This window comes from Achromobacter animicus (assembly GCF_902859585.1).
GTDB lineage: Bacteria > Pseudomonadota > Gammaproteobacteria > Burkholderiales > Burkholderiaceae_B > Achromobacter > Achromobacter animicus.
In genome coordinates, this window is record NZ_CADIJM010000002.1 from 935,816 (window position 1) to 949,771 (window position 13,956).

Annotated in this window: 13 protein-coding genes; 5 read left to right on the forward strand and 8 right to left on the reverse strand. The window is 64.3% G+C overall.

Annotated elements, in window-relative coordinates:
- Nucleotides 1-135: 135 nt before the first annotated feature.
- Nucleotides 136-819, forward strand: coding sequence for an ankyrin repeat domain-containing protein (locus HV681_RS09025; protein ID WP_175122741.1), 684 nt, complete (start codon nucleotides 136-138; stop codon nucleotides 817-819).
- A gap of 54 nt (nucleotides 820-873) precedes the next feature.
- Here the strand turns inward: HV681_RS09025 and HV681_RS09030 are convergent, their stop codons facing one another.
- The gene (locus tag HV681_RS09030; protein ID WP_175122742.1) at nucleotides 874-1,980 is read right to left on the reverse strand and encodes a porin; all 1,107 of its coding nucleotides are present in this window, start codon (nucleotides 1,978-1,980) and stop codon (nucleotides 874-876) included.
- A 252-nt stretch (nucleotides 1,981-2,232) separates the two neighbouring features.
- Between HV681_RS09030 and HV681_RS09035 the strand changes: the two genes are divergently transcribed.
- The 3 genes from HV681_RS09035 to HV681_RS09045 all read left to right on the forward strand — a co-directional run bounded on the left by HV681_RS09035 (nucleotide 2,233) and on the right by HV681_RS09045 (nucleotide 5,583).
- Complete coding sequence (locus HV681_RS09035) at nucleotides 2,233-2,886, forward strand: NUDIX hydrolase (RefSeq protein WP_175122743.1); 654 nt, start codon at nucleotides 2,233-2,235, stop codon at nucleotides 2,884-2,886.
- Between the two features lie 103 nt (nucleotides 2,887-2,989).
- A complete protein-coding gene (gene prs, locus HV681_RS09040; RefSeq protein WP_175122744.1) occupies nucleotides 2,990-3,835 on the forward strand; it encodes a ribose-phosphate diphosphokinase in 846 nt (281 codons plus the stop codon).
- A gap of 47 nt (nucleotides 3,836-3,882) precedes the next feature.
- Nucleotides 3,883-5,583 carry a nicotinate phosphoribosyltransferase gene (locus HV681_RS09045; protein ID WP_175122745.1) on the forward strand — a complete coding sequence of 567 codons (1,701 nt, stop codon included), beginning with the start codon at nucleotides 3,883-3,885 and terminating at the stop codon, nucleotides 5,581-5,583.
- A gap of 85 nt (nucleotides 5,584-5,668) precedes the next feature.
- Here HV681_RS09045 and HV681_RS09050 read toward each other — a convergent pair whose 3' ends face one another.
- From HV681_RS09050 to cyoA, 5 genes are all read right to left on the reverse strand, one after another.
- On the reverse strand, nucleotides 5,669-6,448 hold the full coding sequence (locus HV681_RS09050; RefSeq protein ID WP_175122746.1) for an SURF1 family protein: 780 nt from the start codon (nucleotides 6,446-6,448) through the stop codon (nucleotides 5,669-5,671).
- Complete coding sequence (gene cyoD / locus HV681_RS09055) at nucleotides 6,448-6,870, reverse strand: cytochrome o ubiquinol oxidase subunit IV (RefSeq protein ID WP_370647789.1); 423 nt, start codon at nucleotides 6,868-6,870, stop codon at nucleotides 6,448-6,450. Before cyoD ends, HV681_RS09050 begins: the two co-directional genes overlap by 1 nt.
- Before the next feature lie 8 nt (nucleotides 6,871-6,878).
- On the reverse strand, nucleotides 6,879-7,523 hold the full coding sequence (gene cyoC, locus HV681_RS09060) for a cytochrome o ubiquinol oxidase subunit III (protein WP_105240366.1): 645 nt from the start codon (nucleotides 7,521-7,523) through the stop codon (nucleotides 6,879-6,881).
- Entirely contained in the window at nucleotides 7,516-9,519 is a 2,004-nt protein-coding gene (gene cyoB / locus HV681_RS09065; RefSeq protein WP_105240365.1) for a cytochrome o ubiquinol oxidase subunit I, read from the reverse strand. The genes cyoC and cyoB overlap by 8 nt, the downstream gene beginning before the upstream one ends.
- A gap of 63 nt (nucleotides 9,520-9,582) precedes the next feature.
- Nucleotides 9,583-10,626 carry a ubiquinol oxidase subunit II gene (gene cyoA, locus HV681_RS09070; RefSeq protein ID WP_175122747.1) on the reverse strand — a complete coding sequence of 348 codons (1,044 nt, stop codon included), beginning with the start codon at nucleotides 10,624-10,626 and terminating at the stop codon, nucleotides 9,583-9,585.
- 221 nt (nucleotides 10,627-10,847) lie between these two features.
- Between cyoA and HV681_RS09075 the strand changes: the two genes are divergently transcribed.
- The gene (locus HV681_RS09075) at nucleotides 10,848-12,182 is read left to right on the forward strand and encodes an MFS transporter (protein ID WP_175122748.1); all 1,335 of its coding nucleotides are present in this window, start codon (nucleotides 10,848-10,850) and stop codon (nucleotides 12,180-12,182) included.
- A 37-nt stretch (nucleotides 12,183-12,219) separates the two neighbouring features.
- Here HV681_RS09075 and HV681_RS09080 read toward each other — a convergent pair whose 3' ends face one another.
- The gene (locus tag HV681_RS09080; RefSeq protein ID WP_175122749.1) at nucleotides 12,220-13,263 is read right to left on the reverse strand and encodes a histone deacetylase family protein; all 1,044 of its coding nucleotides are present in this window, start codon (nucleotides 13,261-13,263) and stop codon (nucleotides 12,220-12,222) included.
- Between the two features lie 40 nt (nucleotides 13,264-13,303).
- A complete protein-coding gene (locus HV681_RS09085) occupies nucleotides 13,304-13,882 on the reverse strand; it encodes a YdcF family protein (protein ID WP_175122750.1) in 579 nt (192 codons plus the stop codon).
- Between the last annotated feature and the right edge of the window lie 74 nt (nucleotides 13,883-13,956).

Below are 13,956 nucleotides of genomic sequence, written 5' to 3' on the forward strand. Positions count from 1 at the left end.
TTCCTGCGCATTGCACGTCACCGAGAAACTGACCGAGCATAGGCCGCGCGCACGGCCGGGGGCAAGGAGATAATGGCAGCGCGTCCGGCACCGGACCGGGCGTCAAGCAGACACATACCAAGGAGGCTGCCGGCAATGGCTTACATCACATTCTGGCGCGTCTGCGTCGTACTGACGCTGAGCGCGATCGGCTTTGGCGCCGCCGCGGAAGACCGCGCCGATAGCGCGCGCGGCGCCCAACTGCTGGAGGCATCCGGCAAGGGCGATGCGGCGCGCGTGCGCCAATTGCTGGCAGAGGGCGCGCCGCTCGAGGCGCGGGACGGGCAGGGCAATACGCCGCTGCTGCGCGCCACGCAAGGCAACCACGCGCAGGCCGCGGCGGCGCTGATCGACGCCGGCGCAAACGTGAACGCCCAGAACGGCATGCAGGACAGCGCATACCTGCTGGCGGGCGCGCAGGGCTATCGAGAGATATTGGAGCTGACGCTGTCGCATGGCGCCGACCTGAAAAGCACCAACCGCTATGGCGGCACGGCCCTGATTCCGGCGTGCGAGCGCGGTCACGTCGAGGTCGTGAAGCGGCTGCTGCAGGCGGGCGTGGATCCCAACCACGTCAACCGGCTGGGCTGGACGGGGCTGCTCGAGGCCATCATCCTGAGCGACGGCGGACCGCGCCATCAGGCTATCGTGGCGCTGCTGATAGAGGGGGGAGCGGACGTGAATCTGCCCGACAGGGACGGGCTCACGCCATTGCAGCACGCGCGTCAGCGCGGCCAGACGGAAATCGTGCAGATGCTGGAGCGCGCCCGGGCGCGGTAGCGACCCGGGCGGCAAGATGGGCCGGCGCCGCGGGGCGGCCGGCCCGGCACACGCTTAGAACTGGTGGCGGATGCCCACGCCGGCGGCGGTGCTCTTCAGACCGTCGATGAACGCGTAGTCCGTGCCGTACGAACCGTAGGCGTACAGGTTGGTGCGCTTGGACAGGTCGTAGGTGTAGCCCACGCTGTACACGTTCATGTTGGCATCGCCGCCCGTCAGCTTGTCGTTGGACGGAGCCACGTGCTGCCACGAGGTGAACAGGCTGCCCGAGGCGCCCACCGGGAACGTCGCGCCCAGCATGTAGGAATTGGCCTTGAAGCCGTCCACGAAGCGGTTGGTGCCGAACTCATCGCTGAACGGCGTGCCCGACGGCAGGTCCTGGCCGACGAACCAGCCGTCGGTGGTGCGGCCGTAAGCGGCAGCCAGCTTGACCACTTCCAGGTCGTACGAAGCGCCGACGGCGTATTGGCGCGGCGTGGCGCCGTTGTCGACGGTGCTGCGGTTGGCGCCGTTCAGCTGGTCGTACGTCAGCGTCACGTTCAGGGGACCCTGCACATAGCGCAGGCCGGTGGTGATGCCGCGCGTGTTGTCGGCGGTCTGGAAGCCGGTCTGGTCCGAGGTGGTGTCGTCCACGCTGAACGAGTAGCCCACGGCGAATTCAAAGCCGTTCACCGACGGGGTGCGGTACATGACCATGTTGTCCCAGCGCATGGTGTTGGCCGCGCTGAAACCCAGGCCCAGGTTGGATTGGGTGTAGCTGGTGTAGAAGGGGTCGATGTCGGCCAGGTAGTTCGAACCGACCGTGGCCTGACGGCCGAATTCCAGCGAGCCCCAGGCGTCGTTGGCCAGACCGATGGTGGCTTGGCGGCCGAACAGGCGGCCGGATTGGCCGCGCTGGCCGTTGGCCGAATCAAAGCCGCTTTCCAGCTTGAAGACGGCGCGCAGGCCGTCGCCCAGATCTTCGGATCCGCGCAGGCCCCAGCGGGAGCCGGCCTGGATGCCGTTGATCATGCCGACTTTGGAACCACTGTAGCCATCGCCCTTGATCTTGTTGTAGCCGAGGCCGGTGTCGATGACACCGTAGAGGGTGACTGACGGTTCTGCCTGGGCAACGCCTGCGAAAGAGGCCAGCATTGCCGCGGCGAGCAGCGTCTTTTTCATCCGGAAAACTCCTGAGTTGCAGTTGAAGAAAAAGCAAAAGGAACACGACGCCAAGCATCGACCCGACGGTGTTCCTCGGCGCATAGTGTAGAACAATGCGTTAATTGTCGTTATCCACCGTCAATTCTTGCCAAAATTCGAACACTTTCTAGTGGGACGTTCGGGTGCTTTTTCTGGGACGAAGCCGAGCGAATTGACCTTGCGGCGTCATAGTGGCATCTTGCCCAAAACCTCAATCACGGAACCCGCTCCTTGAACTTTCCCCAACCGCTCGTCACCGTCGACGCTGTCCTTCTTACCCTGCGCGAATCCGGCCTGGAAGTCGCGTTGCATCAGCGCGACCGCGAGCCGCTTCAGAGCGCCATGGCGCTGCCGGGTGGCGTGGTGCACGCCAACGAAGACACGTCCACCGAAGACAGCATCCGGCGTGTATTGCGCGACAAGACCGGCTTCGAGCCGCGCTACCTGGAGCAATTGCAGGTGTTTTCCGGTCGGGATCGGGATCCCCGGGGATGGTCGATGTCGGTCGCCTATGTGGCGCTGGTGCCCGCCGCCGAACTGGAAGCCGCCACCCGCGCGGAATTCCGTTTTGTCAGTGTGGACGCCTTGCCGCCGCTGGCGTTCGACCATGCGGACATCATCACTGCCGCCGTGGACCGCCTTCGCAGCAAATCCACGTACTCCACGCTGCCGTTTTTTCTGCTGCCCGAGCGCTTCACGCTGACCCAACTGCAGCACACCTACGAGGCGATCCTGCAGACCCGGCTCGAGAAGTCGAACTTCCGCAGGAAGATGGAAGCGTGGGGGGCGCTGGAGGCAACCGACGAAGTTGTCGGGGGCGCGCAGCGTCCGGCGCGTCTTTACCGGTTGAAGGATTTCACCTTTTTCGACCGTAGCGTCGGCTGATTCGACGGGACGAGCCTTTTGCAACGCAAAGATAGTTGCAAAACAACAATAAGTAGGCATATACTGGCCTCGCTTAGTTTTGAAATGCCACTAAGGGGCCATCATGTTCACCATCACTGCGGTAATCGAAGGACAGCGCAAGACCGATACGCCAGCCGCGTTCCGGTTTCCCGGCGGCGAAATGCAGGTCACCATTCCCGCCGGCTTGCGTGAACATGCCGACGCCGCCCGCGAATTCCGCATCCACGCCTTGCTGAAGTCGGCCGACGACGTCATGCAGTTGCTGCTGCTGACTGACGCGCTGCGCCGCCTGAACCCGGCCGCGCCCGTGCACCTGGACATGCCCTACGTGCCGTATGCGCGCCAGGACCGCGTCTGCAATCCCGGCGAGGCGCTGGGCGCCGCCGTGTTCTGCAAGCTCATCAATGACCAGCAGTACGCCACGGTCACCATCGTGGAACCGCATAGCGACGTCACGCCAGCGCTGTTGCAGCGGGTGCGGGTGATCGACGCCGCCGCCTTCCTGAAGAAAGCGCTGGCCGCCCCGGCCTTTGCCCAGGGCGTCACACTGATGGCCCCGGACGCCGGCGCCCGCAAACGGGTGCAGTCGCTGGCCAAAACGCTGGGCGTGGCGGACGTGCGCTACGCGGAAAAGGTCCGCGACCCGCAGACCGGCCGCATCACGGAAACCCGCGTGCCCGACGATATCCCCGCCCAGCCGGTGCTGGTGGTCGACGACATCTGCGACGGCGGACGCACGTTTCTGGAACTGGCCGCCGCCCTGGCCGACAAGACCCGCCAGCCGCTCTATCTGTATGTGACGCACGGCATCTTCAGCAAGGGCTTGAGCGAACTGAAGGCGCGATACGCCGGGATTTTCACCGCCTACGACTGGACCCGCACGGAAGAGGGCGCCGCGACCGCCGCCGGTGCGGTGCTGGTCAACTAAGCATGCAGATCAACCAAGAACACAGATCAACCAAGAAGGAACCTGCCATGAATGCCCCCGACACCCTGGCCCCCCAGCTCAAGAATGGCCTGAATCCCTTCCTGCAGGCGGACTTCTACAAGACCGGCCACCCGTTCCAGTACCCCAAGGGAACGAACAAGATCCTGGCCAACTTCACGCCGCGCTCGGCCCGCCTGGCGCCGGTGCTGCCCGAATTGTTCGACGAGAAGATCGTCTGGTTCGGCCTGCAAGGATTCATCAAGGAAATCCTGATCGGCCTGTTCAACCGCGAGTTCTTCGGCAAGCCCGCCAGCACCGCCGTGCGCCAGTACCAGCGCCGTGTGGACAACGCGCTGGGCAAGGGCGCGGTCACGGTCGATCACCTGCAGGCGCTGCACGACCTGGGTTATCTGCCGCTGGAGATCCGCTCGGTGCCGGAAGGCGCGCGCGTCGACATCCGCGTGCCGCCGGTCACCTTCATCAACACCCAGCCGGAATTCGCCTGGCTGGTGACCTACATCGAAACCCTGTTCAGCTGCGAGTCCTGGAAGCCGTCCACGGTTGCCACCATCGCCTTCGAATACCGCAAGCTGCTGACGTACTTTGCGCAATTGACCGGCAGCCCGATGGCGTTCGTGGACTGGCAGGGCCACGACTTCTCGATGCGCGGCATGGCCGGCCTGTACGACGCGCGCAAGTGCGGCGCGGGTCACCTGCTGTCCTTTACCGGCACGGACACGATCCCGGCCATCGACTACCTGGAAGACCTCTACAACGCGGATTCGGACCGCGAACTGATCGGCGGCTCGGTGCCGGCGACGGAGCACTCCGTGATGTGCCTGGGCAGCAAGGAAGGCGAGATCGAGACCATCCGCCGCCTGGTCAAGCAGGTGTATCCGGCCGGCATCGTGTCGGTGGTGTCTGACACCTGGGACTTCTGGCAGGTGGTGACGGACTTCGCCGCGGCGCTCAAGTCCGAGATCATGAGCCGCCAGCCGGATGCGCTGGGCAACGCGAAGGTGGTGTTCCGTCCGGACTCCGGCGACCCCGTGAAGATCCTGACCGGCTATTTCTGCACCGACGTGCCGGACGTGCAGGACCGCGCCGCCCTGCAAGCGGCGCAGGCCGCCGGCTTTGAGGCCGTGCGGGATGCGGCCACGGGCACGTACTGGCTCCTGGGCGAAGACGCGAGCGCGCAGCAGACGCTGCGCGCGCCGGAGGTGAAGGGCGCCGTGCAATGCCTGTGGGACACGTTCGGCGGCGTTCAGACCGATCGCGGCTACAAGCTGCTGGATCCGCACGTGGGCCTGATCTACGGCGACTCCATCACGCTGACCCGGGCGCGCGACATCCTGGTGCGCCTGGAACGCAAGGGCTTTGCGTCGGGCAACGTCGTGCTGGGCATCGGGTCGTACACCTATCAGTACCTGACTCGCGACACCTTCGGCTGGGCGCTGAAGGCCACGTATGCCGAGGTTAATGGCGAACCGCAGGAACTCGTGAAGGACCCGGTCACCGATTCCGGCGTGAAGAAGTCCGCCAAGGGTTTGCTGCGTGTGGACAAGACGCCGGACGGCTATGTGCTGCACGACCAGCAGACCCCCGAGCAGGCGGCGGGTGGCGCGCTGGTGCCTGTGTTCCGCGACGGCGAACTGCTGGTCGAACAAAGCCTGGCCGAGATCCGGACGCGGCTGCAGGGATCGTGGACCTGCCCCGAAGCGGGCAGCATCCGCTGGCCGGCCTGCTGATCCCGCCGGCATTCGCCAGTATTTGCCGGCAGATCAGACGACAACGGCGCCCTTGCGGGCGCCGTTTCTCATACGTGGCGGCGAATCAGTCCGGCCGGCGTGCGCGCTTTTCCTCGCGCACGAAGATCACCACGCCCACGATCACCATCAGCGCCAGCGCATACCAGGTGATGGCGTACGTCAGATGGTTGTTGGGGAAGTTGATCATCGTAAGTCCACCCACCGGTTCGCGGGCGGCATCCTTGCCGGGGCTGGACGCGGCGTCGGCGTCGATGAAGTAGGGCGCCACGTCGGCAAGTCCGCGCGCCGCCGCGATGCCGGGCAGATCGCGCGAATACCAGAGGTTGGCGGCCGGATCGTTGTTGCGCAGAAAGCCGCTGGCCGGTTCGCCCATGCGCAGCAGGCCCGTGACCTGGCCCGGCGCCGGCGGCTGGGCGCTGTTGGCTGCGTCCTTGCGCCATGCCGGCAGCACGAAGCCCCGGTTCACCAGCACGATGCCGCCGTCCGCCAGCTGCAGCGGCGTCATGACCCAATAGCCGCTGCCCAGTTCCGTGGCGGCCTGCACCAGCGTCTGCTTGTCGAAGTGGTAGGTGCCGGAGGCGGTGACGTGGCGGTATTCGGCGTTGTCCTGCGTCAACTGCGCCCATTCGTTCTTGCCGGGGGCGGGCGTGGCGGGCGCGTGGGCCCGCTGATCCACCTGCGCGATCAGCGCGCGCTTCCAGGCCAGCCGGTGTACCTGCCAGGTTCCCAGGGCGCAAAGCCCGGCGAAGATGGCAACAGCCAGCAACCCCAGGATGACCAGGGTTGCCTTGCTGCGCGGATTACGGGAGGTGTCGCGTGAAGAAATGTCTTTGACTACAGCCATCAGGGCATCTTGCGCATGTCATGCGGGGACATGGGCATCATGTTGGAGTTCAAGTGGTACATGATCCAGATGGATCCGCTGAGCGTGATGACGACCAGCACGAGCGTGAATATTAACGCCAACATGTTCCACCCGCTTTCGGACTTGGTGTCCAGGTGCAGGAAATAGATGATGTGGACCACGATCTGCACGACGGCAAAGGCCAGGATCACCAGGCCGGTGACCCGCGAGCTGTCGATGACGCGGTCCATAACCAGCCAGAACGGAATCGCCGTCAGGATGGCGGCCAGCACGAAGCCGGTCATGTAGCTCTTGAAGGTGCCGTGGCCGGCGCCGTCGTCATCGTCATGGTGGCCATCGTGATGATCGTGGCCGCTATGGCCACCGTGGCCGCCGTGGCCGGTGTCGGCCAGGTTATCCATGTGCGACGTCATGGCAGCACTCCCATCAGATACACGAACGTGAACACGCCCACCCAGATCAGGTCCAGGAAGTGCCAGAACATCGACAGGCACATCAGGCGGCGGCGGTTTTCAGGGATCAGGCCGTGCATGCGCACCTGCAGCATCAACGTCACCAGCCACACGATGCCGAACGTGACGTGCAGCCCGTGCGTGCCGACCAGCGTGAAGAACGCCGACAGGAAGGCGCTGCGCTGGGGACCCGCGCCCTGGTGGATCAGGTGCCAGAACTCGTAGATTTCCAGCGACAGAAAGCCCAGGCCCAGGATGCCGGTGACGGCAAGCCACAACTGCGTGGCGCCGATGCGGTTGCGCCGCATCTCCAGCATCGCGAACCCGTAGGTGATGGACGACAGCAGCAGCAGCGACGTGTTCACCGCCACCAGCGGCAGGTCGAACAGGTCCGCGCCGGATGGGCCGGCCGCGAAGCTTCGGCCCAGCACGCCGTAGACCGCGAACAGGCACGCAAAGATGAGGCAGTCGCTCATCAGGTAGACCCAGAACCCAAGCAGCGTGCCGTTCTTGGGGTGGTGTTCGCCAGGAACGTAAAAGACGGGTTCCTGGGAAGACGGCGCGGCGCCGCCGGGCATGGGGTGGGCGAGGGTATCAGACATGTTGCGCTAGCAGCCTTGTGCGGGCGTCTTCCGTGGCGACGACCTCAGCGGCCGGCACGTAGTAGTCGCGCTTGTAGTTGAAGGTATGGATGATCGACACGAGGATCAGCGCCGCAAACGACAGCACCACCAGCGGCCACATGTGCCAGATCAGCGCAAAACCCAGCACCACGCTGATCCCCGCCAGGACGATGCCCGCCCAGGTGTTCTTCGGCATGTGGATCGGAATGAAACCCTGTTGCGGTCGCTGGTAGCCGTGCTGCTTCATCTGCCACCAGGCGTCCAGGTCGTGCACGCGCGGCGTGAACGCAAAGTTGTACACGGGCGGCGGCGACGACGTAGACCATTCGAGCGTGCGGCCATCCCACGGGTCGCCCGTGGTGTCGCGCAACTGGTCGCGGCGGCGGTAGCTGACCACGAGCTGGATGATGAAGCTGGCGATGCCGCATGCGATCAGCAGCGCGCCGAAGGCCGCGATCTGGAACCAGATCTGCAGCGACATGTCTTCAAAGTGGTTCACGCGGCGCGTCACGCCCATCAGGCCCAGCACGTACAGCGGCATGAAGGCCACGTAGAAGCCCACCAGCCAGAACCAGAACGAGCACTTGCCCCAGAACGGATCGAGCTTGTAGCCGAACGCCTTCGGGAACCAGTACGTGATGCCGGCCATCAGCCCGAACAGCACGCCGCCGATGATCACGTTGTGAAAGTGCGCGATCAGGAACAGGCTGTTGTGCAGCGCGAAGTCGGCGGGCGGCACGGCCAGCAGCACGCCTGTCATGCCGCCGATCACGAACGTGACCATGAACCCCAGCGTCCAGAGCATCGGGACTTCAAAGCGGATGCGCCCGCGATACATCGTGAACAGCCAGTTGAAGATCTTGGCGCCTGTCGGGATCGAAATGATCATTGTCGTGATCCCGAAGAACGAGTTCACGCTGGCCCCGGACCCCATGGTGAAGAAGTGGTGCAGCCACACCAGGTACGACAGCACGGTAATCACGACCGTGGCGTACACCATGGACGCATAACCGAACAGGCGCTTGCGGCAGTAGGTGGACACCACTTCGGAAAAGATGCCGAAGGCCGGCAGGATCAGGATGTAGACCTCCGGGTGGCCCCAGATCCAGATCAGGTTCACGTACATCATGGCGTTGCCGCCGAAGTCCGCCGTGAAGAAGTTGGTGCCTACGTAGCGGTCCATGGACAGCAGCGCCAGCACCGCCGTCAGCACCGGGAAGGCCGCCACGATCAGGACGTTGGTGCACAGCGCGGTCCACGTGAAGATGGGCATGCGCATCATCTTCATGCCGGGCGCGCGCATCTTCACGATGGTGACCAGCAGGTTCACTCCCGATAGCAGTGTCCCCACGCCCGCTATCTGCAAGGCCCATATGTAGTAATCGACGCCCACGTCCGGACTGTGCAGGATGCCCGATAAGGGTGGATACGCCAGCCAGCCGGTGCGGGCGAATTCCCCCACGAACAGCGACATCATCACCAGGATCACGCCGCCCGCGGTCATCCAGAAGCTGAAGTTGTTCAGGAACGGAAACGCCACGTCGCGCGCGCCGATCTGCAGCGGCACGATGAAATTCATCAGCCCCGTGACCAGCGGCATGGCCACGAAGAAGATCATGATGACGCCGTGCGCCGTGAAGATCTGATCGTAGTGGTGCGGGGGCAGAAAGCCGGTGGAGTCGCCGAAGGCCACGGCTTGCTGCGAACGCATCATGATGGCGTCGGCAAAGCCGCGCAGCAGCATGACGATGCCCAGGATCACGTACATGATCCCGATCTTCTTGTGGTCGATGCTGGTGAACCACTCGCGCCACAGATAGCCCCACTTCTTGTAGTACGTGACGGACCCCAGCAGCACGATGCCGCCAGCCGCCACCACGAAGAAGGTGCCTAGCAGGATGGGGTCGTGAAAAGGAATGGCGTCCCAGGTAAGCCGGCCGAAGATCAGCTTGGTGAGGTCAGGTTGATCAGGCATCTCGATTCCAGCAAAAAAACCGCGTTTACATGGAGCACGTCGCGTGCCGAAAAACCTGCCGCGCTAGAGCACCAGTCCTTCAGAGGCCGTGCACATGGCGCCGACATACTTGCGCGGCGGCGTTTCCGTAAGGCCCAGCTTCTCGCGCACTTGCGGGTCCAGGGTGGTGAGGTTGTGCGCGCCCGGTATGCCGGCGCCGCCCTGCTCGTCGATGGCCATCGCATCACGCATGCACATGCGGTTGGGTTCGACGCAGCGGTTCACGATGGCGTCGAAAAGGCCGGGCGCAACGGTGGCGTAAAGCTGCACCGGGTTGCGCTCGCTGGGTTGTTCAAGCTTCAGGTAAGCGGCGCGGTCCAGCGTGGCCTGCGATTTCTGGGCCTGTGCAACCCACTCGTCAAAACCCTTCTGGTCCAGGCCATGAAAGCGGAAGCGCATGCCGGAAAAGCCCGAGCCGCTGTAGTTGGCGGACAGGCCTTCGTATTCGCCGGGGTGGTTGATGACGGCGTGAAGCGTGGTCTGCATGCCGGGCATGGCGTAGATCTGACCGGCCAGCGCGGGCACGAAGAACGAGTTCATGACCGACGACGACGTGATCTTGAACTGGATGGGGCGGTCCACCGGCGCGGCCATTTCGTTGACGGCGGCCACGCCTTGCTCGGGATAGAGGAACAGCCACTTCCAGTCCAGCGCGACCACTTCGACGACCAGCGGCTTGGTGTTGGGCGGCACTTCGCGGCCTTCGGACAGGCGCGCCAGCGGCCGGTAGGGATCAAGCTGGTGCGTGCTGACCCACGTGAGCGCGCCAAGCGCGATGATGATGAGCAGCGGGGCCGCCCAGATCAAAAGCTCCAGCATCGTGGAGTGGTTCCAGTCGGGGTCGTAGGCGGCTTCCTTGTTGCTGGCGCGATAGCGCCATGCGAACAGCAGCGTGAGGATGATGACCGGCACGATGATGATGAGCATCAAGCCGGTGGAGATGATGATCAAGTTGCGTTGTTGCACGGCCACGTCGCCCGATGGCGACAGCAGGACCGCATTGCACCCGGCGAGCAGCGGCAGGGCGGCAAACAGGATCAATCCGCGGAGCCTTGCGAAGGACGACATGGTCATACCCCGAAACGTAACCGTGCGAAGTAAACGAAACACTACGCTGGAAGCCGCGAAAAATCTAGGGTAAAAAGAGCAAAAGTATGCACGGGAACGCGTGCGGGGCAGTCATGGGCCAAAACGCTTGCGGCTTCCGGCATGATGCGCGTACCGTGGTGCTGGTGTGTTGCAAGATCGTAGACAAGGCGTATTCAGAACCTTCTTTTGCGAGCGAACCCATGTCGACCACCACGCAGTATCCTGGTCATCCCTCTCCCGGTTCCGGACCCGGGGCGATCAGCGGCGGCACCAGCCACGCCAAGGTGGCGCCCGGTGAAATCGCCGTGGGGGTGGTCGTTGGACGCGCCTCTGAATACTTCGATTTCTTCGTCTTCGGCATCGCGTGCGTGCTGGTTTTTCCGAAGGTGTTCTTTCCCTTCGAAGGCCAGCTGGAAGGCACGCTGTCAGCCTTCATCATCTTCTCCTTCGCCTTCATCATGCGTCCCATCGGCACCGCGCTGTCGATGGCGATCCAGCGCCGATGGGGCCGCGCAACCAAGCTGACCGTCGCCTTGTTCGTGCTGGGCACCGCGACCGTCGGCATGGCGTTTTTGCCCAGCTATGAATCGATCGGCGTGCATGCCATCACCTTGCTTGCCGTGTTCCGATGCCTGCAGGGGCTGGCGTTTGGCGGCTCGTGGGACGGCCTGCCGTCGCTACTGGCGCTGAACGCGCCGCCCAACCGGCGCGGCTGGTATTCGATGATGGGTCAGCTGGGCGCGCCTGTTGGATTTCTGGTGGCCAGTGCGCTGTTTCTCTATCTGCACATCACGCTGACGGAGGCGGACTTCATTGAATGGGGCTGGCGCTATCCGTTCTTCGTGGCGTTCGCCATCAACGTGGTGGCGCTGTTTGCGCGGCTCCGGCTCGTGGTGACCGAGGAATACACGCAGCTGCTCGAAGAAGGTGAACTCGAGCCCATCGGCATCCGCGAGATCATCAGCCAGCAAGGCTACAACCTCTTCATCGGCGCCTTCGCCGCGCTGGCCAGCTATGCGCTGTTTCACCTCGTCACGGTTTTTCCGCTGTCGTGGATCGCTGTCAGCGGCACGCAACAGATTTCGGATGTGCTGATCGTTCAGATCATCGGCGCGGTGATCGGCATCCTGGGTACGATCGCTTCCGGGTGGCTGGCTGATCGCATCGGGCGGCGCACCACGCTGGGTTTGCTTGCCATGCTGATCGGTGTGTTTGCGGTGGTGTCGCCCTGGCTGCTGGGCGGCGGGCCGAAGGCGCAGGATGCATTCATCCTGATCGGCTTTGCGCTGCTGGGTCTGTCTTACGGGCAGGCGTCTGGTACGGTCACTGCCAACTTCACGCGGCGGTTCCGTTATACCGGTGCAGCCTTGACCTCTGATATGGCGTGGCTGGTCGGCGCGGCGTTCGCACCGGTGGTGGCGCTGGGGCTGTCGGCGCGATTCGGGCTGGTGGCAGTCAGCGTGTACCTGCTGTCTGGCGTGGCGTGCACGTTGATTGCGCTGCGCATCAACAAGGTGCTTGAAACGCGCGATTGAATACGGGGCAGTGGGTTGCTGCCCCGGTGTCTGACGTTCAGCCCACAAACCCCTCCAGCACGTTTGCGACGTTGATGCCCACGTCGGCGACCGCATAGCCGCCCTCCATCGTGAACACCGTCGGCAAGCCAAGGTCGGCCAGCATGCGGCCGACCTGCAGATAATCGGCGCTCTTCAATTTGAACTTGGATATCGGATCGCCTTCGTATGTGTCCACGCCAAGTGCAACGACCAGCGCGTCGGCCTTGAACGCACGCACCGCATCCAGGCCCTGCTGCAATGCCGCCGTCCATGCCGCAAAGTCGCTGCCGGCGGGCAACGGCAGGTTCAGGTTGCAGCCCTGGCCCGCGCCTTCGCCACGTTCGTCGGCGTAACCCAGATAGAAGGGGTACTCGGTGATCGGATCACCATGGACCGACACGGTCAGCACGTCCCCGCGGTCGTAGAAGATGCTCTGCGTGCCGTTGCCATGGTGATAGTCCACGTCCAGCACGGCAACGCGCTGTGCACCCGCGTCGCGCAGGGCCTGCGCGGCCAGCGCAGCATTGTTCAGAAAGCAGTAGCCGCCAAAGAAGTCCGCGCCGGCGTGATGGCCTGGCGGCCGGGTCAGCGCCATCGCCGCGCGCAGGCCCTGGCCTTGGGATACGGCGCGTGCGGCGTCGATGGCGCAGGCGGCGCCCGCGGTGGCCGCTTCCCATGTGCCGGCCGTCAGCGGACAGCCGCTATCGAACGAGAACAGCCCGACGCGCGCCGCGAAATTGGTGGGTTCGACGTCGTGCCGAAATCCGCGCACGGGCCAGATCGACGGCAGCACGTCGAGATTGGCGTTGGCCGGATCCAGCGCAATCCATTCGTTCCAGGCGCTTGCCAGAAAGTCCACATAGCGGGGGGTGTGCACGCGCTTGATCAGATCCATGTCGGGCGCGGACGGCACGCGCAATTCACCGATGCCGCGCTGGCGCAGCGCGTCCAGCACGTATTCCAGCCTTGCCGGCGTTTCGTGGCAGGGCACCAGCTTGCCGCGGAACATCTCCTGGCGGCCGCTGTGTTTGTCGTGAACGGGATTGTGGAAGATCAGCACGATGGAAAGTCCTGGAAGGGTAGGGCAGGCGGATGCGCCGCTACAGTGGCCGGAAAATATACAGCGCCACGGCGGGCAGCTCGCGCAAAACGGAATAGACGTCGCGTAATTCGAAAAATGCAGGGTATGCGCCGCTTACGTCCGCGACGCCCTGGCGCTTGAGCGCGAGCATCGTGCGCGGCAAATGAAAGTACTGCGTCACGGCCATCGCGCTCGTGTAGCCGTGCTGGCGCATGTAGGCGCTGGCGTGGCGGGCCGTGGCCCAGGTGTCGACGCCGGCGCTGTCCACGACGATACGGTCGGCGGGCACGCCGCGCGCCAGCAGGTAGTCGCGCATGGCGGCGGCCTCGTCCGTGCCCGCCGGATCCACGCCGCCGCTGACGAACAGGATGCGGCAGATTGATGCGGCGTAGCAGTCGAACGCACTGTCCAGCCGCGCGGCCAGGCGCGGCGAAGGCTGGCCGCCGGGTTCAACTTTGTTGCCCAGCACGACGGCCACGTCGGCGTGGCGCGCGCTGGTCAGCAATCCGGTCGCGGCCAGTGCCGCCGCGGCCAGCAGCACGAGCGCCGCCAACGCCATCAAGGTACGGGCCGCAAATCGGTAGGTCGAAACGGTCATGGGGGGAGCCAGGATTCAGGGCAAGGGCAGGAGCTTACGGCAAAAGGCGTTCGGGGCAATCTCACCCCTGAACG

Excerpts from the sequence above, each read along its gene's own strand:
- HV681_RS09025 (WP_175122741.1), top strand. The coding sequence starts at position 136 with ATGGCTTACATCACATTCTGGCGCGTCTGCGTCGTACTGACGCTGAGC.
- HV681_RS09030 (WP_175122742.1), bottom strand. The coding sequence starts at position 1,980 with ATGAAAAAGACGCTGCTCGCCGCGGCAATGCTGGCCTCTTTCGCAGGC.
- prs (WP_175122744.1), top strand. The coding sequence starts at position 2,990 with ATGTTCACCATCACTGCGGTAATCGAAGGACAGCGCAAGACCGATACG.
- HV681_RS09045 (WP_175122745.1), top strand. The coding sequence starts at position 3,883 with ATGAATGCCCCCGACACCCTGGCCCCCCAGCTCAAGAATGGCCTGAAT.
- HV681_RS09050 (WP_175122746.1), bottom strand. The coding sequence starts at position 6,448 with ATGGCTGTAGTCAAAGACATTTCTTCACGCGACACCTCCCGTAATCCG.
- cyoD (WP_370647789.1), bottom strand. The coding sequence starts at position 6,870 with ATGGATAACCTGGCCGACACCGGCCACGGCGGCCACGGTGGCCATAGC.
- cyoC (WP_105240366.1), bottom strand. The coding sequence starts at position 7,523 with ATGTCTGATACCCTCGCCCACCCCATGCCCGGCGGCGCCGCGCCGTCT.
- cyoB (WP_105240365.1), bottom strand. The coding sequence starts at position 9,519 with ATGCCTGATCAACCTGACCTCACCAAGCTGATCTTCGGCCGGCTTACC.
- cyoA (WP_175122747.1), bottom strand. The coding sequence starts at position 10,626 with ATGTCGTCCTTCGCAAGGCTCCGCGGATTGATCCTGTTTGCCGCCCTG.
- HV681_RS09075 (WP_175122748.1), top strand. The coding sequence starts at position 10,848 with ATGTCGACCACCACGCAGTATCCTGGTCATCCCTCTCCCGGTTCCGGA.
- HV681_RS09085 (WP_175122750.1), bottom strand. The coding sequence starts at position 13,882 with ATGACCGTTTCGACCTACCGATTTGCGGCCCGTACCTTGATGGCGTTG.